24 protein-coding genes are annotated in these 24,522 nt (G+C 48.2%); 7 read left to right on the top strand and 17 right to left on the bottom strand.

The genetic code is table 11. The annotated features are described in order from the left end of the window. Nucleotides 1-99 precede the first annotated feature (99 nt). From FHS17_RS25995 to FHS17_RS25945, 11 genes are all read right to left on the bottom strand, one after another. Nucleotides 100-621 carry a TetR/AcrR family transcriptional regulator gene (locus tag FHS17_RS25995; RefSeq protein ID WP_167281540.1) on the bottom strand — a complete coding sequence of 174 codons (522 nt, stop codon included), beginning with the start codon at nucleotides 619-621 and terminating at the stop codon, nucleotides 100-102. 219 nt (nucleotides 622-840) lie between these two features. Continuing rightward, nucleotides 841-2,802, bottom strand: a complete 1,962-nt coding sequence (locus FHS17_RS25990) for a GTP-binding protein (RefSeq protein WP_167281538.1) — start codon at nucleotides 2,800-2,802, stop codon at nucleotides 841-843. A gap of 38 nt (nucleotides 2,803-2,840) precedes the next feature. After that, nucleotides 2,841-4,136 carry an MFS transporter gene (locus FHS17_RS25985; protein ID WP_167281535.1) on the bottom strand — a complete coding sequence of 432 codons (1,296 nt, stop codon included), beginning with the start codon at nucleotides 4,134-4,136 and terminating at the stop codon, nucleotides 2,841-2,843. Between the two features lie 125 nt (nucleotides 4,137-4,261). Next, nucleotides 4,262-5,557: an amidohydrolase family protein gene (locus FHS17_RS25980; RefSeq protein WP_243865547.1), complete on the bottom strand. Its 1,296-nt coding sequence runs from the start codon at nucleotides 5,555-5,557 to the stop codon at nucleotides 4,262-4,264. A 14-nt stretch (nucleotides 5,558-5,571) separates the two neighbouring features. After that, nucleotides 5,572-6,267 (bottom strand): NAD(P)H-dependent oxidoreductase, encoded by a 696-nt coding sequence (locus tag FHS17_RS25975; RefSeq protein WP_167281531.1) that lies wholly within the window; start codon nucleotides 6,265-6,267, stop codon nucleotides 5,572-5,574. An 81-nt stretch (nucleotides 6,268-6,348) separates the two neighbouring features. After that, entirely contained in the window at nucleotides 6,349-7,347 is a 999-nt protein-coding gene (locus FHS17_RS25970) for an ABC transporter substrate-binding protein (RefSeq protein WP_167281529.1), read from the bottom strand. Between the two features lie 96 nt (nucleotides 7,348-7,443). Beyond that, entirely contained in the window at nucleotides 7,444-8,778 is a 1,335-nt protein-coding gene (locus FHS17_RS25965; RefSeq protein WP_167281527.1) for an amidohydrolase family protein, read from the bottom strand. 33 nt (nucleotides 8,779-8,811) lie between these two features. Further along, nucleotides 8,812-9,609 carry an ABC transporter permease gene (locus FHS17_RS25960; RefSeq protein ID WP_243865551.1) on the bottom strand — a complete coding sequence of 266 codons (798 nt, stop codon included), beginning with the start codon at nucleotides 9,607-9,609 and terminating at the stop codon, nucleotides 8,812-8,814. 81 nt (nucleotides 9,610-9,690) lie between these two features. Beyond that, complete coding sequence (locus tag FHS17_RS25955) at nucleotides 9,691-11,043, bottom strand: FAD-binding oxidoreductase (protein ID WP_167281522.1); 1,353 nt, start codon at nucleotides 11,041-11,043, stop codon at nucleotides 9,691-9,693. A 15-nt stretch (nucleotides 11,044-11,058) separates the two neighbouring features. Continuing rightward, nucleotides 11,059-11,832 carry an ABC transporter ATP-binding protein gene (locus FHS17_RS25950; RefSeq protein ID WP_167281520.1) on the bottom strand — a complete coding sequence of 258 codons (774 nt, stop codon included), beginning with the start codon at nucleotides 11,830-11,832 and terminating at the stop codon, nucleotides 11,059-11,061. 82 nt (nucleotides 11,833-11,914) lie between these two features. After that, nucleotides 11,915-12,721, bottom strand: coding sequence for a creatininase family protein (locus tag FHS17_RS25945; RefSeq protein ID WP_167281517.1), 807 nt, complete (start codon nucleotides 12,719-12,721; stop codon nucleotides 11,915-11,917). Nucleotides 12,722-12,981: 260 nt separating this feature from the next. Between FHS17_RS25945 and FHS17_RS25940 the strand changes: the two genes are divergently transcribed. Further along, entirely contained in the window at nucleotides 12,982-13,764 is a 783-nt protein-coding gene (locus tag FHS17_RS25940) for a DeoR/GlpR family DNA-binding transcription regulator (protein ID WP_167281514.1), read from the top strand. Between the two features lie 49 nt (nucleotides 13,765-13,813). Here the strand turns inward: FHS17_RS25940 and FHS17_RS25935 are convergent, their stop codons facing one another. Continuing rightward, a complete protein-coding gene (locus FHS17_RS25935) occupies nucleotides 13,814-14,248 on the bottom strand; it encodes a nuclear transport factor 2 family protein (RefSeq protein ID WP_243865546.1) in 435 nt (144 codons plus the stop codon). Between the two features lie 108 nt (nucleotides 14,249-14,356). Next, nucleotides 14,357-14,809, bottom strand: a complete 453-nt coding sequence (locus tag FHS17_RS25930) for a helix-turn-helix domain-containing protein (protein ID WP_167281719.1) — start codon at nucleotides 14,807-14,809, stop codon at nucleotides 14,357-14,359. Nucleotides 14,810-15,010: 201 nt separating this feature from the next. On the opposite strand from FHS17_RS25930, the gene FHS17_RS25925 reads away from it, so the two are divergent. The 4 genes from FHS17_RS25925 to FHS17_RS25910 all read left to right on the top strand — a co-directional run bounded on the left by FHS17_RS25925 (nucleotide 15,011) and on the right by FHS17_RS25910 (nucleotide 19,205). Continuing rightward, the gene (locus FHS17_RS25925) at nucleotides 15,011-15,481 is read left to right on the top strand and encodes a hypothetical protein (protein ID WP_167281511.1); all 471 of its coding nucleotides are present in this window, start codon (nucleotides 15,011-15,013) and stop codon (nucleotides 15,479-15,481) included. Nucleotides 15,482-15,574: 93 nt separating this feature from the next. Then, nucleotides 15,575-16,984 (top strand): spore germination protein, encoded by a 1,410-nt coding sequence (locus FHS17_RS25920; protein ID WP_167281509.1) that lies wholly within the window; start codon nucleotides 15,575-15,577, stop codon nucleotides 16,982-16,984. 14 nt (nucleotides 16,985-16,998) lie between these two features. Then, nucleotides 16,999-18,099, top strand: coding sequence for a GerAB/ArcD/ProY family transporter (locus tag FHS17_RS25915; protein ID WP_167281507.1), 1,101 nt, complete (start codon nucleotides 16,999-17,001; stop codon nucleotides 18,097-18,099). Next, a complete protein-coding gene (locus FHS17_RS25910) occupies nucleotides 18,096-19,205 on the top strand; it encodes a Ger(x)C family spore germination protein (RefSeq protein WP_167281505.1) in 1,110 nt (369 codons plus the stop codon). Before FHS17_RS25915 ends, FHS17_RS25910 begins: the two co-directional genes overlap by 4 nt. 16 nt (nucleotides 19,206-19,221) lie before the next feature. Here the strand turns inward: FHS17_RS25910 and FHS17_RS25905 are convergent, their stop codons facing one another. From FHS17_RS25905 to FHS17_RS25890, 4 genes are read right to left on the bottom strand one after another with little or no spacing between them, the layout of a single operon-like run. After that, complete coding sequence (locus tag FHS17_RS25905) at nucleotides 19,222-19,941, bottom strand: hypothetical protein (protein WP_243865545.1); 720 nt, start codon at nucleotides 19,939-19,941, stop codon at nucleotides 19,222-19,224. Beyond that, the gene (locus tag FHS17_RS25900) at nucleotides 19,901-20,713 is read right to left on the bottom strand and encodes an AAC(3) family N-acetyltransferase (protein ID WP_167281504.1); all 813 of its coding nucleotides are present in this window, start codon (nucleotides 20,711-20,713) and stop codon (nucleotides 19,901-19,903) included. Before FHS17_RS25900 ends, FHS17_RS25905 begins: the two co-directional genes overlap by 41 nt. Next, nucleotides 20,700-21,851 (bottom strand): DNA polymerase III subunit beta, encoded by a 1,152-nt coding sequence (gene dnaN / locus FHS17_RS25895; protein WP_167281502.1) that lies wholly within the window; start codon nucleotides 21,849-21,851, stop codon nucleotides 20,700-20,702. The genes FHS17_RS25900 and dnaN overlap by 14 nt, the downstream gene beginning before the upstream one ends. 25 nt (nucleotides 21,852-21,876) lie before the next feature. Next, nucleotides 21,877-22,110: a ribbon-helix-helix protein, CopG family gene (locus FHS17_RS25890; protein WP_167281499.1), complete on the bottom strand. Its 234-nt coding sequence runs from the start codon at nucleotides 22,108-22,110 to the stop codon at nucleotides 21,877-21,879. 201 nt (nucleotides 22,111-22,311) lie between these two features. On the opposite strand from FHS17_RS25890, the gene FHS17_RS25885 reads away from it, so the two are divergent. Both FHS17_RS25885 and serS read left to right on the top strand, forming a co-directional pair. Next, nucleotides 22,312-22,806, top strand: coding sequence for an 8-oxo-dGTP diphosphatase (locus FHS17_RS25885; RefSeq protein ID WP_167281497.1), 495 nt, complete (start codon nucleotides 22,312-22,314; stop codon nucleotides 22,804-22,806). Nucleotides 22,807-23,085: 279 nt separating this feature from the next. Next, nucleotides 23,086-24,363 (top strand): serine--tRNA ligase, encoded by a 1,278-nt coding sequence (serS, locus tag FHS17_RS25880; protein WP_167281495.1) that lies wholly within the window; start codon nucleotides 23,086-23,088, stop codon nucleotides 24,361-24,363. Nucleotides 24,364-24,522 lie beyond the last annotated feature (159 nt).

Here is a 24,522-nt window from a genome sequence, read left to right as displayed (position 1 = left end):
CTTCTATGTGATTGATCAATCACTAACCTTTGTTGAATTCAATATAGCATCTATTTAGTGATTAATCAATCACTAAATTTCAAGGCTTTACAGCCCCTATTATTTGTTCATCAGCTCCGGTATATCGAGTGCCATCGAAATATTGCAAAGCATGCCGCGGGCAAGGAACAGCAGCGTCCTATCCTCTGGATTCGATAGCTTATTGTTCTGGAAAGCTTCTAGTACAATACGGCGGACTTCTTTTAAGCCCGTCTGCATTGCAGCACGAATTGGCTCCTCCTGCATCGTCTGTGCCTGCATCTGGAGCAGTGTCTCCTGGCGGTGTGCCGCTAGAATTTCCTCATACGTCTCAATTAGTTCCTTCTCCAATTGATCCGGTGATGCTGTTGCGACGACTTGACTAAATGCTTCCGTGATTCTCTCCCACGAAACCTCAAGTGCCGCTAGCATTAACGCTTCCTTTGTTGCAAAGAACTTAAATACATAAGGCTGCGAAATGCCTGCTCGCTGTGCGACCTGGGCCGTTGTTGTGCGGTAATAACCAGTTTCCGCGAATACCTCAATTGCTGCCGAAATAATCTCCGTCCGTCGGTTAACCGATGCTGTATCGTTTCTCGCCATCGTCCATCGCTCCTCTGTCACCTGTAATTTAGTGATGAATCACTTATTTATCGTTAGTATACCAATTGCACACACATTGCGACAACCCGAGCACTTTAACTAGATAACGAAGATCTGCTGTTTATCACCTTTTTGGTTTCTAACGAACCGCAGTATCAGCTTTCACAGAATAGCGTGTCCGCGGTTCGTTAGGAAATCAGGTAATCAGAGAAACCAACATTACAGCAGATGCATCTTCGCTTCCGCTTCATCCCAAGGTACCGTATAGCCGCTGCCCTTCGCACAAAAAATCGAAGATGAGCTGTACAGCGGATCTGCATCCTTTCGATAGCCCTTGCGCTCAATGACTTCTTGCTCATTGTGACAGCGGTCATAACCGGCGAAAACAAGCTGAATGCTTCCTCTGCCATGAGTATAGGCAGCAAGCTCCGTGTTGTAATCCATAAAGGTAGCGACAGGCACCTTGCCTGTAACTACCGCATGAGTGGCGGTCGTATGCGGCGGATCAAACTGTCCGGATGCGCGCTGAAGATCCGATAATACTTTACCCAGATGATCAAGCTCAACCTTAATTTTATACTCGTAAAATGGCTCAAGCACCATATTTTCCGCCTTCTCAAGGCCTTGCCTCAACGCCCGGAATGTCGCCTCCCGAAAGTCGCCGCCATGTGTATGCTCATTGTGGGCAGCGCCCGTCAGCAGTGTCACTTTTATATCCGTAAGCGGCATGCCGGTAAGCAAGCCATGATGCTCGCGTTCAAACAGATGCGTCTCAACCAGATTCTGATTGCCGATGGTGAGATCATTCGGATGGCAGGCATTATGATAGGTAATCCCACTGCCCCGCTCTCCCGGCTCTAGCAGCAGATGGACTTCGGCATAATGTCTCAAAGGCTCAAAGTGGCCATAACCTCTCACTGTGCTAGCAATCGTTTCTTTGTACAGAATTTCTGGGCTGCCAAAGGTAACCTCAAGCTGGAACCGCTCCTTCACCAATTGCTGCAGCACCTCAAGCTGAATGAGGCCCATCACATGAATATGGATCTCCTGCAGGCTCTCCTCCCAGAGAACATTCAAAGACGGGTCCTCCGCATTCAGAATACGGAAAGCTTTCAGCACATCCTTCACATGAAGCGATTCAAGAAAAATAACCTTCGACGTAAGTGCCGGTACAAGTTCATAAGCCAGCTTGTCCGAATAAAGGCCAACGCCTTGCCCCGCCTCGGCACCGGAAAGTCCAACCACAGCAAACAGATCACCTGCTGTGACCAGGTCTACGGCCTGCGATTTGCTTCCGTTAACAAGCAGGAACCGGGTTGCTTTTTCGAGTAGCTGGTCCTCATCATTCCCACTGCTATAGCTGAGTTCATCGCGAACTTTTAGCGTACCGCTCAAGGCCTTAATATAGGTTAAACGTGTACCATTGCTGTCATGGCGGATTTTATAGACACGTCCTCCGAATGGAGCCTGCTCGTTATAATCAACAATTGTAAGCAGATGCAGCTGTTCTAACAGCTCAATGACGCCAACATCCTGCAAAGCCGAGCCACTGGCGCAAGGATACAGCTGACCACTCCGGATCATTTCCTGAAGCGCCTGCAGCCAAAAGGCCTGATCTCCTGTACCCGCTAGAAAAGTGTCCAGCAATTGTTCATCCCGCTCCGCCAGACTTTCCATCAGAGCTTCCCCTACTTGGCCGCCGGCGAAGCTGCCCGTAAGCATACAAACATCAGTCGTCAAATGCATTCTAATTTCCTCAAGCACACGGTCTACGTCTGCCCCGGTCCGGTCGGTTTTGTTTATGAATATAAAGGTTGGTATGCGATTCTTTTGAAGCAGCTGCCACACTGTTTCCGTATGTCCCTGAACCCCTTCTACAGCGCTCACTACGAGAACCGCATAGTCCATTACCTGAACAGCCCGTTCCATCTCTGGTGAGAAATCGACATGCCCCGGTGTATCAATTAAATAATAAGCAGCCCCCTTATACGTCATAATGGCCTGATCAGCAAATACCGTAATCCCTCTAGCCCGTTCGATATCATGGCTGTCGAGGTAAGCGTCCTTATGATCGACTCTTCCCCGCTCCCGAATACTGTTCGTATGATACAGCAGTTGTTCTGCCAGCGTCGTCTTGCCCGCATCGACATGCGCAAACATTCCAATCGTTACATGCTTCATGCGTTTCCCCTTGGTCTGTTGAATTTGCCATTATCATATCATACCGCCTGGTCCGATTGGCCACGTGCTTCTAAATTCCTCATAAACAAGGAGATAACAAATGACACGATTAATAAAATAAATGGCACCATACAGATCAGTACGCGGAAGGTTGTCTCCGGATGAGGTCCAGGCTCATCACCACTCTGATAGCCGTAAATAAGACCAACAATCCAGAAAGCCAGCGCTGCAATAAGTCCACTCGACCGCGTAATGAAACCAGCAACCGCAGTGTAAATGCCTTCTCTTCTTTGCCCGGTCCTCTCCGCGTCAAGATCAATAATACGAGCACTAAGCATAGCCGGAGTGACCAGAAAGCCCGCCATGCCAAAGCCAACAACAATACCAGCAGCAATGCCGCTGCCAAGATTACCTGCGAACCAAAGCGGAATAACGGACACCGCATATACGGCGAGCGCAAGCCGCCAGCTGTGAAGACCACCAAGCTTCCGGGAGATCAAATACCATACCGCTACCAGCGGAATAATGGAAACGAAGACAGCTCCCATCAGGATGGATACCTCTCCCTCCGAGATGTTGAGCGCATATTTAGCATAGAAGGGAAGTAAGGCTGCGAGTAGACCATTCACCGTCTGTGCAAAAGAGCCTGCGATATTAAATATCCAGAAAGGCTTATTCTTGAGTGTTTCACGAAACGATGCAAGAAGCGGCATTGGCGCCTCCCGATGGGTGCTGTCCTTCTCCCGCACGGAGAGGGCAAACCAGGTCATGAATATACCGAAGATAAGCGAGTATATAACTGACATCCATCCGAAGCCAATCGCCTCGTACAGAATTGGAGTCAGAGCTGTTCCAATTAAGATCGCTACGATCTGGAATCCCTGCTGGACCGCGGATGCTTTCGCCCGCAGCCGATCTCCCTCGAACAATTCTGGAAACAACGCCCCATAGTTTACCCACAACAGCGTTGCGATTCCTTCGAACAGAACCAAGGAAGTAAGCAGCCAGACGAATAGCTCCGTATTGCCAAGCCCCTTCGGAACGGAGAAGACCATGATGAATACGAGCATAAAAGCTGGCGTGGAGAAAAAAATCCACGGCCGCCGCCGGCCATAACGCGTACGGGTCCTGTCGGACAAATAACCGGCCATCGGATTGTTGACCGCATCCCAGATCAGATAGATCGTACGTGCAATCGTGGCTAACCCAAGGCTGAGGCCCAGCTTTTCCACGTAGTAGTAATTAAAGAAGGACGCAAAAGCCTGACTTGGCACCATCATCGCAAACATGCCCAGCGCATAGGCAGTTGGAGAATTGATAAATTTCCTGCTCATCGGCTTGCAACACCCCTCGAAAAATCGACTACTTACGTCTTATGCGGCGTGTCCTTTATATATGCTGGCCGCCCTCATCTTACATGAAACACAAAAAGAGTGCCCGCAGGCACTCTTTTTGTTATTTAAGGAATCGTAATTCTTCCTTCCGCTGTACTCAGAAGACTCGTGACAGCAGGCTTTGTCTCTGCGACCTGCAAGCCTTTCCGATATACGCAGCGTGGTGCTTGGCGCGTTCGGATTAATTCGCCTGTATCAGCCGCATCAAACAGCAGGAATGACGCAGGGTCACCAATTCGAAGCAAGCCATTGTCGAAGCCGTATGTTTTCCCTATATTCATAGCTTTGGCTCCGCCTGTTGTGATCATGCCAACGAGATCGTGCAGATCCTGTCGGCCGGACATATGAGCCAAGTGAGCTGCCATATGAGCAGCATCCAGCGGATTTCCTGTTCCAAGCGGATAAAATGGAGTGCGGATATCGTCATGTGCCAGCGCAACGTTAACGCCCGCCCGGTGGAAATCTTGAATACGGGTAATGCCCCGCCCCTTCGGATTCGTATCGTACCGCCCCTGCATGACGCTATTGATAAGCGGGCAGGCCACAATTGAAATACCGGATTGATGCACTAGACCTAGCAGCTTCTGAAAGTACGGCTCATTATAATAAGCGGCAGCATTCGCATGAGCGCAAGTTACCTTCGCACCAAGACCGGTCGATAAGGCAAGTGAGGCGCATACCTCAAGGAAACGAGAAGCTTCATCATCTGTCTCGTCGCAGAAGACGTGAACAAACGCACCGTAACGCTCTGCCATGCCAAATGCTTTACGAAGGCTTAACACGCCATCCTCACGGGTCCGCTCCAGATGAGGAACTGCAGAGACACCATCTGCTCCAAGCCGAAGCGCCTCTTCCATCCGGGCTTCATTATCCGGGCAAGCAACAATGCCGTCCTGCGGAAAAGCGATGACTTGGATATTCATGAGCTCCCGATAACGCTCCTTCAATTCCAACACAGCCCGCAGCGCTGTAAGCTGAGGATCGCCGATATCGACCATTGCGCGCAGGTGTAGAACACCATAGCCGAGAAACAGCTTTAACGTACGCTCCGCTCGTGTGAGGACGTCCTCACGCGTAAGCTGTTTTTTACGGGAAGTCCAGATCGATATCCCTTCCGATAACGTGCCGCTTTCATTCCATAGGGGATCACCCGCCGTTAAGGTCGTATCTAGATGAACATGGGATTCAACGAATGGAGGGATCAGCAATTTCCCTTGGGTATGAACGATTTCCTTGGAGGCGGATCCAGCCAAGCTGCCGATTGCAGCAATTATACCACCGGTAATCCCAATGTCTGTTGTCACTCCGTTGCTGCCAGGCAGCCTTACCTGAGAAAGAATTAAATCAAATGGTATCGTCATTGTATCCCCGCCATTCATTTTATGCCTATGGTTGCTGCTGCAAATCTTGCTACTCTAGCACCCAGCCTTCCAGCCATCCGCAGCTCACGCTCATCTGGCGATCGAGAACTGTCAGGACCCGCTAACGTAGACGGCCCATAAGGTGAACCGCCGATCGCATCAGCCGTCAAATATTCCGGATTTTGCGAATACGGCAATCCCACATACACCATTCCGAAGTGTAAGAGCGGTACGATTGAGGTTAATATCGTCGCCTCATGTCCTGTATGAATAGATCCAGCACTCGTCATAACGCCGGTTGGCTTCCCCTCCAGCTCCCCACTCGCGCATAAACTGCCCGACAAATCAAGGAATGACTTCACTTGTGCAGGCATAGAGCCATAATACGTCGGAAAGCCCCACACAATACCGTCGGCCCAGCGCAAATCATCAGCGGTTGCCAGCGGAACAGACTGTTGAACCTCTTGCGCCGCTTCATACTTTTCCCATCTGCCTCCGACCCGGAAAGTGCTGGACAATCCACTGTTCTCAGCCCCACGCCTGCGTTCCGGATGATCTAGCAGCGCCGTAATGTTGTCCGGATGGAGAAAATCAGGAATGCGCACCAGCTTTGCCACATGCCCCTCGCTGACTGCCCCTTCTGCAGCAGCCTCCGCCATCTTGTGAATATGTCCGTACGCGCTGAAATAGATGACCAGTACGTTTGCCATTCCTATCTCCCCTTGATAAAGCGAGAGCCGCGCATACCAGCATGCGGCGGCTCCAGCCTTAGTCCACTCTATTTTCAACAATTACTTGCCTGGCAAGAACTCATTCGTAAAGACATCATCGATTGGCTCTGCGTCCTTCAGCAGTCCCATGTCAATCAGCTGATCCTGCAGACCGGACCAAATATCTTTGCTCATGTAACCAACGCCGTTCGCTTCAGCGTCACCGCCATAGACAAGCGGCTCTTGGGCTTTGGCGCCAAAGGCCATCGCTTCCAGCTTCAGATCAGGATTTTTCTCTTGCATAACTTTATTGATTTCTTCGGAATTGGTTTTGTAATAGTCCCAGCCCTTAATGGAGGCTTCTACATAAGCCTTTACCACATCCGGATGTTTCTTCATGTAGTCCTCAGTCGTGTAAAGGATATTGCCATATTGCTTATAACCGAGGTCGTAGTTGAGGAAATAATCCACATCTACCCCTTCCTGCTGCATCGAGAATGGCTCCGAAGTGACATAGATTTGAGTCGCTGCCGTTGGATCCGCCACGAAGTTAGCAAGTGAACCGGTGTATTTCATTTCGGTCACTTTGTCGAGGCTGTAAGCCTTCTTCAGGTACTCCCAGAACACGACGCCGCTGCCAACAAAGATTTTGTTACCGTTAAGTTCTGTAATATCTTTGTATTGCCCCTTGTGGAACATGATCCCTTGCGGATTTTTCTGGAACGTTGCCGCAATCGCAACCAGCGGAATCCCGTTCTGACGTGCCAGCAAAATCTCGTCCGCCTGCCCCATGCCGAACTCCGCCTTGCCTCCAGCGACGATCTGGGTGGAAGAGACACCTGGTCCGCCGGATTGGATCGTCATATCCAGTCCCGCTTCTTCATAGAAGCCTTTGGAGAGTGCTGCATATTGTCCGCCATGCTCAGGCTCCGCGAACCAGTTGGTCACTTGACTAACCTTTGTGAGTTCCTTTGAATCCCCAGACGAATTATTGCTGCCGCAGGCAGTAAGACTGAGGGTTACGGCCAGAAGCGCGGTGAGTCCACCTATCTTTTTCTTTGCTCCAGTTGTTGTCAGCATGTTTCTCTTCCTCCCTTATCCTCTAAGTTATCTAATCTATATGTGCATCCCTCTTGCTGGGAAAGACACCTTGGAACACGCTAAGTATGGTTAAATCTAGATCGGGGATATGGCTGTTCCAAAGGAAGGGTTCTCCATCCCGAATCGGCTTAGCTTTGAGGCAAACGTCCACTTCGATTTGTTATAAATCCATCGCGTTGACGGCAGCTCCTGGAACAGCTCTTCTTCAGAGCGAGCATCCATAATGACAAAGCTGGCCGGGTTGCCGGCTGCTATCCCGTAATTCTGCAAACCTGTAATTCCCGCAGGGATGGATGTCAGCATTCGCAGCACGGAGACGATATCCTCCTCCTTGGCCAAATGAGCAGCGTAAGCGGTCATCAGACCAATCTGCAGCAAATCTCCTTTGCCAAACGGGTGGAATGGGTCTTGGATATTGTCCGAAGCAGCAGCGACAGCAACGCCAGCTTCCGCCAGCTCACGCACACGAGTCACTCCACGCCGGACATTCCCTCGATCTCCGCGACCTTGCAAATACAAGTTCACAGCCGGCAGAGTGACTGCCGCGACTCCGGCATCCGCCATTTTCGCAATTAACCGCTCCGCCTCATGATGCTCCATGGCCGATAAGGAGCAAAGATGCCCGGCTGTCGCTCGGCCTCCATATCCGCCTGCTCTCACGTAATCACAGTAGATATCAATCGTCTTCGTCGATGGATCATCCGATTCATCCGAATGAAGATCAATTGGCTTATCAAATTTTTGAGCAAGCTTGAACGCCCAAGCGATATTGGTCTCCGGATTTGGGGACAGATGTGGTGAGCCGCCTACCCCGTCGATCCCCATACGAAGGGCCTCGGAGGCAAAATCGGACAGCTCGCGCTCGTATGCGGGATCATAGAAGAACATCGGGAAATATTGAATATCAATCGTTCCGCTGACGATCTCCCTTGCTTCTAGTGCAGCCTCAATCGTTCGCATCGCCATATCGCGCCCGAGATGCACCGGCACGTCGAGATGGCTGCGCAGCATAGCCGATCCGTAAGAAGCCGAGCTTAATGCGGCTTTCACGATACGGTCGCGAATGATTTCCTTCGTAAAGGTTGGTGCAACCGAGCGGTAGTTCTCGATTGCCTCTAGGAGTGTTCCCGATCGGTTGCGGACCCAAGGAAGCGAGTACGCTTTATCCAGATGCATATGGGCATCTACGAAGCCCGGCAGCATCACTTTGCCATCAAGGTCAATAAGAGCAGTCGTCCGCAGTTCATCGAACTCTAGCGAATGGATGGGTACATGCTCGGAAGAAACAAGGATACCCTCTTGCCGCTCAATCGTCGTCCAGCGGCCATCGTTAACCGTCACCGTGTACAGCCCATCGCCTTCTTGAAGCGGAAGCTTCACATTAATAGCTTCCAGATGGAGTGATTGCAATCGACATCTCTCCTTTCTTTTTGACCGGAATATTTAGCCTTCGGAGGAATTCATCTCGGATTCATGCCAAGAGCTGAGCATCCATTTCGCAAAGGCATTAACGAGCAGGAAGAACAAGATGCCAAGCAGGGATGCAGATAAGCCGCAAGCGAACAAATATGCAGTTTGCAGTCGAGAGGAAGCAACGGTAATGGCATAGCCTAGTCCACCTTTTCCTCCACCGATGCCGGCAATGTACTCACCAACAATGGCACCGATAACAGCGAGTGTACAAGAGATTTTCAGCCCCGCCACGATGTAAGGAAGAGCAGCTGGAATACGTAGTCGGAGCATGGATTGAAGAGGGGAAGCATTGTAAAGATAGAAGAGGTTCTTCATGTTGTGGTCGGTCGAGTTAAGACCAATTAACGTATTGGACAGCATCGGGAAAAACCCGATTAGGAAAGCAATAATGATAATAGCGTTCATGCCTGCACCAAACCAAATGACAATAATAGGTGCAATCGCGACAATCGGAATGGTCTGCATAATAATGGCGTAAGGATAGACGCTCCGTTCAATAAGCTTCGAGCTAGCGAGCAGAATGGCGAAGCCAACGCCCAGCACAATGCTGAGAAGAAATCCGAGCACCGCTTCCGTAATGGTGGTGTAGACGGACACCCACAAATTCGAAGCATTCTCCGATGCAGCCATCACAATATCTGAAGGCTTAGGCAGCAAATACGGTTTAAGGCCGGATAAACGGCAGAACAGCTCCCAGCCTCCGATGAATAAGATAAAGGCTACACCCGGCGGTCCGATTCGCTTCCACATTTTCTGAAACCATGGCATTCCTAGCTTTGTTGATTTTCCAGGGGCCGTTGATGTTCCAAAGGATAATTCCGGTTTCGTAAATACCTCTTCTCGCATCGTTTATCCCTCCTGATTCATAGCGGTGCTGACCGGCGTTTGCAGCTTGCCCGGATTAAGTAGTCCACGGGGATCATTATCCCGCTTGGCTTCGTGCATCACATGCCATTCTCCCCGGCCTCCCATCTCAAGAACCCAGGTATGTGGATCATTGACACGAACACCAATGGAGTTAAAATAAGCAATAATCTCATAGAGCCGCTCATGGGTGGTGTAACGGATAACCGGCAAAGCAGCCGGTACAACAACACCTGCCGAACGCATAAACTCCAGATGCATGAGTACTTCATCGCCAAACTTCTCTTTAATAAAATGAATCTGCTCCAGGAACCGGTCCTTATCAAAGCCGGCTTGCAGATAGGTTACAGTCGGATCCGTCTTTAGTGCCCACAGCGTTGTATGATTCCATGTAAAATCGGACAGCCCGATCACTTTTCGGTATTGCTCCGGCGCAATCGTGTACCCGATCCGACCTCCAGCCACACTAGCATGTTCCGCCAGCTGCGCCTCACTACCCTCTGCCGTCTCCAACAGGCAAGCACTGCTGCCCGCTTCAAGCTTTGCAGCAATGGGCTTGAAGAAGGATGGAATCGGCCATTCCACTGGAGCGACCAGCCGTTTGCGGATAGAGTCGTCTACCGCAACAGCATGAGAGAAACGGGCGGCAGCTTCAAAATTATCGAATTGTACAACCGTCTGCGTCCATTCCACCTTTGGAGCAATCGGGATCACCACTTCAACCAGTACTCCCGTCGTTCCGTAATTGTGGATGTAGGCCTTCAGTTCATCACCCTTGACGGTCAGCCTGCGTGGTGTCTCTTCCAGCGTGAGGACAACCGCCTCAAGAACGTTGCCATCCCACAGGTTGCCCCAATGGATGGAGCCAATTCCTCCTGACCCGCCGCACACGAAGCCGCCAACTGTTGCTTTCATATAAGTACTCGGATAAATTCTCAGCTCTTTCTCTTGTGTGCGCAGCAGCTTCTCGAGCGCTCCCAGCCGCACCCCCGCCTGTACGCGGGCATACGTATCGGTCACTTCGAGCACCCGGTCCAGCTTACTTAGATCAAGAACGATGCCGCCTTCGAGCGGTACAGCTTGCCCGTAGTTACCGGTACCCGCACCTCGGGTGGTTACGGGAACCCGTCGTTTCCAGGCAGAAGCCAGCACCTGAGCTGCTTCGTCCACTGTATGCGGTATAGCAATAGCCTCCGCACGTTTATCTTGAAGCAGCGGCACCAGTACAGGGGAATACCAATAATAATCCTTCGATAATTTATCTACCTGTTCGGGATTTGACAGCAGCTTCTCTTCTCCAACTGCAGCCTGCATCTCAACCATCCAGTCCTTCATCATGCTTCTTCCTCCTCTCTAATGCTTAAGGGCCAACGATACGGAACGGACGATCTGCCCAAATTCCGGGGTTGTACGGAATGTCTCATCACGGGGGAAAGGTACCGGTACATCAATCAGCTCGGCGATCTTGCCCGGCCGAGGTGTCATGACGGCGATACGAGTAGATAGAAATACAGCTTCAAATACGTTATGAGTAACGAACAGCACCGTCATTTCAGGATCTTGACGCCACAACTCAAGAAGTTCAATTTGCAGGGTCTGGCGGGTAATCTCATCCAGCGCACCAAATGGTTCATCCATCAGCAATAGCTTTGGTTTTGAGACAAGGGCACGTGCGATAGAAGCACGCATCTTCATCCCGCCGGACAACTCACGCGGCATCGACCGCATGTAATCCTTCAGCCCAACCATCTCGAGCACTCGTTCCGCTTCCCGCTGACGTTCCTTGCGTGGTACTCCACGCAGCGCGAGCGGCAGCGTCACATTATCAATGACCGAGTTCCAAGGCAGCAGCGTATGATCCTGGAAGACAAATGCCGTATCGGATTGCTTACGAGCGTCGCTCGCTGTTGTTCCCATCACCTGCAACGTACCGCTGCTTGGATTGGACAAGCCTGTTATCATCTTGAAGATCGTGGACTTCCCGCAGCCGGAAGGTCCAACAAAGCAGAGAAATTCTCCCTCATGGATGGTCAGGTCGACCTCCTTCACCGCAACCGTTCCGTTCGGGTACACCTTGGACAACCTTTCCATCTTCACCCATTCTTTAGCCTGCGTGATTGTCGACATCGTAAGTCCCCCTAAAAAGAATTGTCACTATTGTGGCTTATCTGCAGCCATATATGGCGATTCTTACTTCGAAAGCAATTACCTATCCGCTCTTCAGTGATTCCATATCGAACTTTGCAATACCCATCAGTGCTTCTGCCAATAGCGGCCCTGCTTTCTTCAGCATCGCCTCACCTCTCTCAGCCGTTGCTTTGGTTGCATCCCCTGCTATCCCGCTGCTAGAGATGTCATCCATAACCCAAGCGAAGGAGCGAGATCTGAAGGAGAACGAACGGGAATCCGGAAAACGCGGCATTTCCCGTGGAGCGAGCTCTGCATCTACCCAATCAGGACACATGGCCATAACAAGTGACGTCTCCACATCTCCGGCATGGATGCCGCAGGCTTTTTCCTCATCATCTATAAATAAATCACTGTAGCCGACCGCTCCGGGATCAAGTCTATACACTTCAAGCCCCGTCGCAATTCGAATCTCACGAGCCATCATGCCAAGCAAATCTGCATTGCCGCCATGCGTATTAAATAACAACAGCTTCCGGAATCCACTTCTCGAAAGAGAGGCCGCAATATCCTCCAGCACGGCCATTAGTGTCTTTGCTGAAAGGGTAATCGTGCCCGGGTGACCAATATGCTCGGTGCTCTTCCCGTAACTTACAGATGGCAGCAGCCAGATTGGTGCATCCTCTGGCAAATGTTCAAACGCCTCTGCCAGCATCGCCTCTCCAATCAGCGTATCTGTGAAGACCGGCATATGAGGACCATGCTGCTCCACTGCACCAACCGGAAGAATGAGTAATACATCGTCTTTGGGCATTGCAGCAACCTCTTTGGTCGTTAAGCGCGGTAGGAAATGGCTGTCAAATGCAGTTCCTTGATAACGAAAGAACATGTTGTTCACTCCTCACAAATTTTATGTCAATATACCTAACATAAATGCAACGTAGATGACTCGATTTTAGAAGTTTCAATGAAATAGTGGCAAATTTTCTGAATATTAAGTAAACTAAAATCACATCTAAGTCACATAAAACTACCTCATATCTACCTTATATCACAGAAACGAAAGAAAGTATACAAAATTTTCACACAATTGAACACCGATGTAACATTGTATGTAATATTATTAGTGCCCGGTAGGAGGAGGAGATTATGTTGTTAATAGGAACACGCCGCCACGAAATTATGATGCTATTGGACTCAAAACCTCAGTTAACCATTCTCGAGCTCGCTGAACAATTTAACGTCTCCAAGATGACGATCCGACGTGATCTGGACCTCTTACAGTCGGAAGGCAAAATTCAGAGGTTCCATGGCGGTGCCGTCAAAGTAAAACGATTCATGGGCTCGAAATACGAGCAGCGCGCGAATGAGCACAAATCAGAGAAAACAGCGATTGCCAAGGAAGCGGTCAAGCATATCCAAGACGGTATGAGCATCATCCTCGATGCTGGCACAACAGTAGCTGCAATGGTGGATGAACTAGAATCGTTTAGGGGACTCAAAATCATTACCCGCGACCTGCACACCGCACTAATGTTATCTAATGAGGAGCGGTTCGGAAGCTTTGATGTCTATTGCACAGGGGGCAGAGTGAGTAAGTGGGCTTACAGCCTCGATGGGATTTATACGGAGAAAATGATCAATTCCCTCACGGTAGATGTGGCGTTCCTCACTTGTGAAGCCGTCTCCCTTACAAAAGGAGCGATGGCTTGGTCGCCACATTTGGTTGGGGCCAGACAGACGACCATGGATGCTGCGGGGAAAACAGTGCTTTTAGCAGATTCAACTAAATTCAGCTATAACTCACTTGCCATCTTTGCTGGAATTGATGCGTTCGATGAAATTATTACGGATAATCGCCTCGATGCTTATGAAGCGGTAGCTTATCGCCAGGCTGAGATTCCTTTGACGATAGTGACAAATATCGGGTAATAACGAAAAAAAATAACCGCAGGCACTCCTGCGGTTATTTTGGTCTATTTTATTTCAACCGTTCCGGTACAGACTTCAGCTGGTCTCCCCATACGTTCCAGAAGAATTGGTCAGCAATATGCTGATCAGCCGCGAAGTTCTGGGCTTGCTTAATACGTCCATCCTCTATCTGATAGACAAGCACCCAGTTCATATCAACCTTATGTTCGCCATATTCTCCCCAGCCGCGATGTACGTCAACAACGTGGTTCTCGCTTGCCGACAGCGAGATAAGCTCCGCTTTAAAGTTAGCCTGTGCGATCGTTGCGAAATAGTTAATAATCTCCTCCGCACCTGTCTTCACACCTGCTAATGGATGATGGCCCGGAATGATCCAAGTTACATCCTCCGCTAATATGTCCCGCTTCATCGTTTCCAGGTCACCGCTGCCGTAACATTCGAAGAACCGCTGTACGAGCCGGATATTGTCATCATTATGAGCCAAACAATTACCTCCTCTTCAATCCTAAGGAATAGTCTGAAACGGATAGCACCCTTGTATATACGCTCACCAAGATGACATCATTACTTTAAAATTTGTTCAATATCAGGGTTATTCTCCTTTATATTTCTCCTTCACTATACCCGAACCAATCCCCGCACCAACCATAAGAACCAGAGGAGCAAAGTTCCAGAACAATGACCCGTTAAGCAAAGCAATATCCATGCCGGCCAACTTGTTCAACGCCAGCACTACAAGCTTAATAACAAGAAGTAACACACCTAACAGAAATAACAGATCAAATAGCACCTTTAGCCTCGGATACGCCAGCTGCTTGCTGTCATCAATCACTTTCTTGGTCAACTCATCATCACTCCTCAACAGTTCATCTATCGTAACCGCAAAGAGATCACTAATCTTAATAATAATCTCGATACTGGGATAGTTCTGATTGTTCTCCCACTTCGATACGGACTGACGGCTTACAAACAGCTTCTCCGCTAGCTCATCTTGAGACCAGCCGTTGGCCTGCCGCATGCTCTTTAACTTCTCTCCAAATACCATCTTCTCCATCGCCCTCCTGCAAGCAACCTCGTACCCTCATATTGCTAAATCCTCTCTACGAAGTAAAGCGAGCTTTCGTTGCGAAGCCCCGCAACCACAGGTTGCACGCCTATCGAACCCCCATTTGACGGGGGGGATAGCTATTTATTTTATACTATTGTAAATTTAAGGAAATCACTTTGATCAAGGAGGTTTGTTCCATTGATGCTACTAACAAAGTTCAGCCATACGTTATTGGTCAGAGCAGCCGCTGTTGCTTCCATCCTATTAGGAATGCTGTATCTGCCCTCGGTATTTCATTTCACATTATCTATCCATGGTTTTGAGCCCGAGCTCGGACGAGGCTCCCACATAATAGAGGAAGAATGGGGAAAGTGGTCCATAATTGGCGGAGGATTATTGTTTATCGGATCCCTTATGCTTCGACCCTACCGTTCCGCCTGGCTAAGGAACCTCCTCCTCGGATTCCTATTTATTTGTCTCATCCTGCTGATTACGGCACAGCTTCCTCCTTTATTGATATGGTTTATCATGAACCTGCTGGTATTCTCATGGTCGAATGCGCTTGGTTTTCTCCTTCATTTTCTATTCGCTGCTCTTGCCCTGTGGGGAAGTGCCTCAACTCTGTACGCATTTGAGAAAAATAGATTGTCTTCGGAAATTACAGATTAAGTCCGGAAATTGAGCAAGACATCCCACCGAATAGGTTATCCATAATAAGGGAAGCATTTAAAGGATCATTCCATTATTAGGGAGAGCTTCGACATGAAGATGAATAACAGCATCGAGATAAATAAGCAATGGATTACAGATGAACTTCAGAACAGCTCGGACCTTACGTTCAAGGAGGTTCTATACAACGGCAGCACCTGTATGATTGTGTACTTTGACACGTTGGTCGATGCCACCATCATTAATGAGCATATTTTGCGTCCAATGCTCGATTCTTCAGGGGGTCCGCTTCAGTCTGATATCTCCATTATCGGCAAGGAAGAAAGCGATCAATTGGACATCATTATTCATGCCATTATTACCGGTAACACCGTTATTCAACAGGATGGCTCCGCAAATTTCCTGCTTCTTGCCTCAGAGTTGCATAAGGATCGAACCGTGGATGTAACAACCAACGAACGGGTTATTCGTGGTTCTAAGCAAGCTTTTGTGGAGCTGTTCGAAACGAATATAAATCTGATTCGCACTTACATTGCTTCTCCTAAATTAGCGATTACCTATTATAAGATGGGGGAAACCACTAAATCAAAAGTGGCTGTTGCTTATTTGAAAGGTGCTTGTGACCAAGGTATCGTGGACAATCTGCACCAGAAAATAATTGAACATAGCCATGAGGACATTGAGGTCAGACTTGGTTTTCTTAAGCGAGTCGCGCAAGATGATCGATTTGCCTTCTTACCTCTTATGCTCGTAACCGAACGTCCCGATCGGGTCAAAGCTTACCTTGCAGAAGGAAAAATTGCTTTGATCGTACAGGACAATGCTGACGTCATTATTCTTCCAGTCTCCTTCTGGGCCTTCTTCCAATCAACCGATGACTATAACATGAGCTGGGCCTTCGGGAGCATGATCCGTTTACTGCGTTTTACTTGTTTCCTTCTTACGCTGGTGCTGCCCGCCCTCTATATTTCGGTCTCGACCTTTATCCCGTATCTCATCCCTACTGAGATTGCTTTGACGCTTCAGAGCTCTCTTCAATACATCGCCATGCCGCCTATTATTGAAATATTATTTATGCTCCTTACCCTTGAGATTATTAGAGAAGCCTCGATTCGCCTAGCATCTCCAATTGGTCAGACGATCGGAGTCGTCGGAGGTATTATTTTAGGGACAGCGGTTGTGCAATCTAATCTGGTATCAACAATGGCGATCATCATCGCCTCTTTCACCGGACTGGCTTCGTTTGTCATTCCGTACTACGAAATGAATTTGTCCGTTCGCTTAATCACCTACCCGATCATATTCAGTGCACAGCTATTCGGACTTGTTGGCATTGTATGCTGCATGATGCTCTTCATCATCCATCTTAGCCGAATGAAGACACTTGGTTCACCTTATTACCAGGCGACTTTTCCCTTTATCGACTCGATGCGGGACACGCTCTATCGTCCTCCTAACCGGAATTTGGTTAAACGGAGCCGCAAACAACCCTCTACAAAGTGACGGTGATTGGCACCATGAACATAAGAGAACATATTACTCCTCGTCAGCTATTTGTCATCGTATTTGTCCTTCAGCTTGGCATTCAGATGTTCATGCTGCCATACGGAAAATCATGGTCCACAGGCTTGGAGAATATGCTAATCATTCTGTCAGCCGCACTCGTGTCGCAGCTTCTCTTGGTTTTGCTATGGGTGTTTGGCGCTAGAGGCTACCGGATGAATCTGTATACCTGGCTGACATCTAGATTGAGCCGAGTTGTCTCTGTTACAATTTTATTCCTCCTTGCCATTTACTTTGCCTGCTCTGCGCTGGTAGATACTTTATATTTGACAAATACGGTTAGAATCTGGGTGCTGTCTACAACCCCAAGCTTTGTTCTGCTTGTGGTGTTTATAGCTATTGGCGCTTATGGTGCAGGCTCCAGCCTGCAATCGATTGCTAACATCAGCCAGACCGTTATATTTGCGATCGCGATTATTGGTGTCCTGCTGATTATTCTAATCATGAGGGAATGGGATCTGAAGATGATTCTTCCGATATGGCATGTCGGGGAGCACAATGTGATAAGCGTATGGCTTCGCTGCTGCTCAGCCTTCACAGCCTTTGAACTGCTGCTCTATGCCTTTCCTCTACTGAATAAGAATGACCGGAGGAAAGGACTCATTGCTGTAACATGGGCGAACTGGCTGTCAGCACTCCTATACTTGATGGGAACCGCTGTCTCTTTTCTGCTATATACAACGGAACAGATGCACAGTATTACAAATCCGCTCTTCTTTGCCATGAAAAAGCTTCACAACGGTCTAATCCAAGGGATAGATATGATTGCCATTTGCTTATGGATTCTAGTACTCTTGATCCGTACAATGATGTGCTTATTCATGGCGGCAAAGGCGATCGACCATCTAAGTAGGCAAGAGCAGCATAAGCATGAGCTCTGGAGCTGGATTGTGGCAGGATGCTGCTTAATTCCGGGGTATTTTGTTACGAAGCATGAATGGATTGATCAGCTTGTGGGTTATCGTCTAAATACGACCCTCATCCTTATGGGCTTGATGACTATTGTCTTCTTTGCAGCTTATAAACGTGGCACAGCAGCGAGGGGTACCGGATGAGAAAAATAACATTCCTCTTTCTATGCCTCCTCTTATTGCCTGGTTGCTGGGATCAGAGTCTCATTAAGGATCTGAAGATGGTAGATGTCATCGGTGTCGAGCAACTGGAGGATTCAAAAGAAATCAAGCTAAGCATGGTCACCTCAAACATACAGGAAGCCAATCAAGGCGGAGGAAGGCCGCAGAACCAATATTTTGAAGACATTAACAAAGATATCTATACTGCAGCGCATGACATAGAGCTTCAAATGGCCGGAAAAATTAACTTAATCGAAGACAGACTGTTTCTATTCAACAAGTCATTCGCCAAAAACGATCTCGGTGAGCAAGTTAGCTTTGTGGGCAAAATTCCGTCCAGCCCTTTAGTTGCAAAAGCAGCCCTATTCGATGGAGACATCGCTAAGCTGCTGCAAATGAAGGAGCTCGGAAATACAACGGTATCCGAGTATTTGATTCGTTTACTTGATCAAGCCACAGAGCAAAGCAGCGCTCCAAAGGTTCTTCTATCAGACCTGATATTCAGCAAAGCAGATATGAAGCAGGACATCGTCCTTCCCTTGCTCGAAATGAACGAGCAAATCGTTCGCCTTAAAGGCAGCTCCCTCTTTAGTGCAGGCATATATTCAGGTGTTGATCTGGATGTACAGCAAACCGAGCTCCTGCTTTCTTTCAGCGGTCAGAAGAAACGCCCTTTGATGTACTCTCAAATTCATAAACAATCGATCGTCTTCATCGTGAAGAAAATCGAGAGACAGATGAGGATACAGGTTGACCGGGGAGGTAAGCTGCACGTCGAGCTGCCGCTGCGCATGCTTGTTCAATTAGGCTCAAATGGAGATCTGAATGGACCGGTCTCAACCGCAGAACTCCACAACTTTGAACGACTTTTATCTGAAGACTACACCAACAAGGCCGAGAAAATTATGCACTCCTTGCAGGGGGCTAATTGTGACTTTCTCGGAATTGGACAACATGTCTACGCCCACCATCCAAAGCTATGGGCTAGTTTGAATTGGCGCGAGCAATATCCGAAAATCGCCATTGTTCCGAAGGTGAAGATAAGTATCGTTGATACCGGCACCTATGATAATACGAGTGAGCTTTAATCGTTCGAGCTCAAGTTCAAGTTCCTAGATAATAAGCATAAATCTGCTCAATAGGCTTAAAGTAGAGATGCCCGTCTTCCCACGGCTGAAAATGAAGATCCATCCGCGAATCGCTCCAATTCTCGGGTGTCCCTTTCGTTTGAAGACGCCCTGGTACGACGGGTTCTTCTGTCACATTCGGGAACTCCTGATAGCCGAACAGAAGATTCTCATGCATGCCGATGATCTCATATTTAGGGCCGAAGAAAGCCCGCTCCTCCTGGAGCTGATAATGGTAGTAAATGTAGCTGCTGACCATCTCCGGCTTCAAATGTGCGACCCTGCCGACTCGTCTCTCCACTTGATGTCTACGTTGCCAGTGCTCGACGCTCGCCGGTTCATTAAAGTGGAATACATCGACCATACGGATCCATTGCCGCGGCTCCTTTTGCCCTGGCCAATCCTTCAAATACGGCATGGCCGCACTTGCGAGCTCTTCGGGCTGGACGGATCCATCCATACACTCGTAGTAGAGGAAAACATTATTGTTCCAATGAAACGCTGCTGCTGTCATTAATCGACCATGCTTAACCAGACTGACGGCCTGTTTGTCGAGCTTCAATGCCCGCAGACCTTCAACTGCCTGCTCTTCTTTCCACACTGCTCTATACATGAATCGCTCTATCAAACTCCTCAACTCCACTTTCGTATAAGGATTAAGAATAATAACGACGCTTGGCCAGCCACTCGCCTGCATAATCAACGGCTTCCTTCATATCAAGCAGTATACTTTCCGCTTGGCCAACTCGACCGATGGTGACCGTGCCTTCACCCGCAAAATGCCTTCCGAGCTCTTCAAAATCATCAGAGCTGTAGGCATAATCCATAAACCATTTCCACGAACGCCGACCATTCACCATCATCGCTGCGCCCATCTTTTTGGTTGGCATCCCTTGAAGCCTCGTCTCAGCAAGATGAAGGCTCGTACAGGAATCGAAGCCAGCTCCAAGCAGCAGCACTTTTGCATCTGCAGCGTAAAGCTTACCCAGCGGCGAATCCTCACCAAACTGCGGGGTTAATGGATGGTCTGCCACGATATACGAGGCATGCCGGCCATTAGCGCAAAATGAAACCTGCGGATGATTAGAGCGCAGTGTTCCCTGATAAGTCCGGAACAGCTCTGCAATCTTTCCCATCCCCCGTGTAGGAGTAACCTTTGCATCAAAGGCTGGCATTTCTTTATATATAATATCGATCCATTCCTGAGGAACAGGAGGATTCCCCCATTCAGCGGGATCGCTCCAATCCCCGCATTGCGCTGGCATGACCAGCGTTCCAGCATCCCCAATTGACTGTAAGAGTGCTTGGATAACGGCTTGAGGACCACCGCACACCCACCCAATACTGGACAAAGAGGAATGAACAAGCACATGATCGCCTTCTTGTATGCCTAACCGTTTGAGGTCGTGAACCATGCCGCTTACCGTAACAGGCAGTTCTGTTCTATTGATAATGTCATGCTCGCTCATTCGTTGTCACTCCTTGACCTGTAGTTCTCACAGGCGTAATTAGAAATAGGGCAGAAGACCAATCGTCTGCTGGATGGATCATGATTGGACTACGTTGTCCGGTAAATCGCAAACGAAGATACCCGCTGTCCATAAAACGAAGGAGGTCGATAAGAAATTTACCGTTAACTGCGATCTCGAAAGGATCACCACTTATTTGCTGTAAAGGTATTGCCTCATGAACCTCTCCTATTTCGGCTGTTCTAGATAGTAGGTCTAATTGATTGGCAGCAGCCGCAATTCGGATTACACTTTCACTCGCAAATACCGTTGCCCGCTCCACGGCACGAAGGAATAAAGATGTATCCACAACAATCTCTGTCAAATAAGAGGTGGGAATGAAATTTTTTATAAGCGGATAAACGCCCTCAAGTAATACGGATTGGAGCTGAACTTGGCCTACTCGAAAGCATATGTAATGGTGACCAATTTCTATCTCCGTTCTGGCAGTCTCCTCATCCAATAGTCTGGCAACCTCCATTAAATTCCTACTGGGAATGATGATATCAGCATCGAGGTCAGCCTGTCTGTCCATTGGTATAGAAAAAGAGGCAAGACGGATTCCATCTGTAGCAGCCAGACTAAGCCATTCATTTTGACATACCAAATGAATACCCGTTAATACAGGACGAGTCTCCGAGGTAGAGGCAGCAGCAGCTACCTGCTTGATGGATGTCTTCAGTGTGGCATTGTTTACACTTAACTTCAACAAAGAAGTGCTCGATGTTGTTGTAACTGGAAATTCTGCTGGATCCATTCCGCTTAGTCGAATCCGGGAATGACCAGACACAATCGTAAGAATGAACGGCTCCAACTGTTCTATTGTAATAGCTCCCGCATCAAGTTTACGGATGACCTCATGAAAATACCGCGCCGGAACAACGATCCCGCCTGCTCTTTGCACCTTCATACAACGATCATCTTGAGCAATTGTATATTGAATCTTCATACTTGAATTACTGGCTGTCACAATCAGCCCTTTTGTGGTTGCCTCTATATGTATTCCCGTTAATATGGCGATAGGATTATTCGTTGATACCGCTTTTAGCACATGCTGAATTGCGTCTATAAGGGAGTCCTTTGTAATCTCCAACCGCATAACCTTCACCTGCCTTCGAGGGCAATTATGAATAATAGGAATTAATGATGTTACGGATAACCTCAGAGCGCGACAGCTGTTGTTCCTGACACTGCTTCTCTACTTTGTCCCATATTTCTTCGGTAAGAGTTAAGGAAACCTTTTTGGTCACCCCTATATTTCTTCTGCCTGCTCCTTTCCTTAAACCACCTCTCGCTGATATAAACCCCAACTGTCCATCTTTATTGGAAACACCAATTTTAATTTCATGATTACTCATCTCGATAGTATCTCCTGTTAATTGATTTAGGTAACTTTAATCAAAATACGTAATTTAATTGTATCATAAAATTAGAAAAAATTACAAATTAATCTCCATAAACAACTGCCGTATCCAGCTATCACAGTAATACCCTTCTTCCACGAAGATGGTAATATAAAACTATTAATGATGATCGAACTAGGATAGGTGGCCGCATAAATGTCTATAACCTATAAGATGTATACGATGTGTATGGTGCAAGACAAGGATAAGGTTCTATTAATGAACAGACCGGATAAAATGGGCTTCCCAGGCTACATTGCTCCCGGCGGCAAGGTTGATTTTCCCGAAAGTATTGTAAATGGAGCAATCCGTGAAGTTCGTGAAGAGACAGGCCTGATCGTTAAAGATATTGTTTACAAAGGGTTAGAAGAATTTTGCGATCCAAGCAAGCAGCTTAGATATATGGTGTTCAACTACCTGGCGACTTCGTTCGAGGGACAGCTGCTTGAGAATCCACCGGAAGGTGAGCTGCTGTGGGTGAGCAAAGAAGATGCGCTGAAACTGCCTATGCAGGACTGGTTTGCACGCCGATTCCCGCTGTTCTTCGAGGATGGTACCTTTGAGCTCAGCTATGTTTGGGATGAGAATAGAGATCAGACCTTGGATAAAACAGAGCGGCAGTATAGGAGCAAAAGCAGCATCAGCCTGTAGCTACGCAGCAAATTATTAGCACTTGTATAAAATAAGCAGCATACGCTATACTAGTAAAAATTAAGATTATGCCGATGAAGAGAATCCAACTCGGAGGCGTTCTCGTCAAGGGGAAACCCCTAAGTTAACCGGGCCCGCCCGTTACCGCGGAACTAAGTGGATTAAGCAGTGATGCTGTTTAATCAATTTGGGTGGCACCGCGAGAATAAGCGCTCTTCGTCCCAATTATGGGATGATTGAGCGCTTTTTTATATTCTCACAATTAAAGGAGCGAGTGCCATGTTAGACATCAAATGGATTAGACAAAATCAAGAGCTTATTCAGACCACAGCCAATCAGAAAGGTATCACCATTTCAATCTCGGAGTTAATAGACTGGGATGATAAGAGAAGAGCGATACTGCAGGAGATTGAACAGCTTCGCCAGGAACGGAATCAGACCATTGAAGAGATTAACCATCTCATTCGCAACAATGACCTTAATCACATTGAACATAAGAAGCTTCATATGAAGGAAATGAATAAGCATATCAGCACGTTAGAAAATGAACACAAAGAAGTCCATCAGCAATACACGAATCTCCTCTTGTATGTTCCAAACATCGTCTCGCCTGACACGCCAATCGGCCTTTCGGATCAAGATAATGTAGAAGTAAAACGGTTCGGAGAGCCAATTAGCTTCACCTTTGAGCCCAAAGATCATGTAACGCTGGGTGAGCTTCACCGGATGATCGATATCCCTCGCGGAGTAAAAACGGCCGGAAGCCGCAACTATTATTTGACGGGTACGGGAGCTGCCTTGCATCGTGCGGTACAGCAGCTAGCCGTAGACTTGCTCACAGCAAAAGGCTTCAACCTGCTCGAGGTTCCTTTAATGGTGCGGCAAGAAACCTTGTATAATACAGGATTCTTCCCGCTAGGCGAGGAGCAAACCTTCCGTATAGCTGATGAGAATAAATGGCTTGTTGGCACTTCGGAAGTACCATTAATCTCGTACTACGATAATGAAATTGTGGATGTAACCGAGCCAATCCGGCTTGCCGCTGTCTCGACCTGTTTCCGTAACGAAATAGGTTCGGCGGGGAGAGATGTACATGGTTTGTATCGGGTTCACCAGTTCTCGAAAGTGGAGCAGGTTATTATTTGTGAAGGCAGCCTGGAGAAGTCGGAGCAAGTTTTTCAAGAGATTACAGCGAATGCGGAAGAGCTATTGCAGCTGCTTGAGCTTCCCTATCGCGTAATGGCCGTCTGTACGGGAGATATGTCGCAAAAAACCTATAAACAGCTCGACATCGAGACTTGGATGCCTAGCCGAAACGCCTATGGGGAGACGCATTCGTCGTCCAATCTTCTCGATTTCCAAGCGCGTCGTTCGAACATTAGGTATCGGGATGCGGAGGGTAAAACACGATTCTGCTACACCCTCAACAATACAGCTGTAGCTTCGCCGCGGATTCTAATCCCACTACTGGAGAACCACCAGGAGGAAGATGGCTCGATCCGCATTCCACAAGCCCTGCGCAAATATATGAACGGGATTGGTCGTCTGCACATTTAATACTGCCAACTGACAGGGCACTACTCCACTCCATTCGAGTCGCGCCCTCTTTAGCTGCGCTGCACTTTATACAGGATATTTAAAGCAAATGGAGCAGGGAAGCTGCCTATGTTGTACAATATGCAGGATATTGACTGCTTTTCAGCTGATTTGCACCCC

This window comes from Paenibacillus lupini, from assembly GCF_011761355.1.
In the GTDB taxonomy this organism is placed as follows: domain Bacteria; phylum Bacillota; class Bacilli; order Paenibacillales; family Paenibacillaceae; genus Pristimantibacillus; species Pristimantibacillus lupini.
Note: the sequence above shows the minus strand (reverse complement) of the source record. Positions and strands in the feature narration are given on the sequence as shown.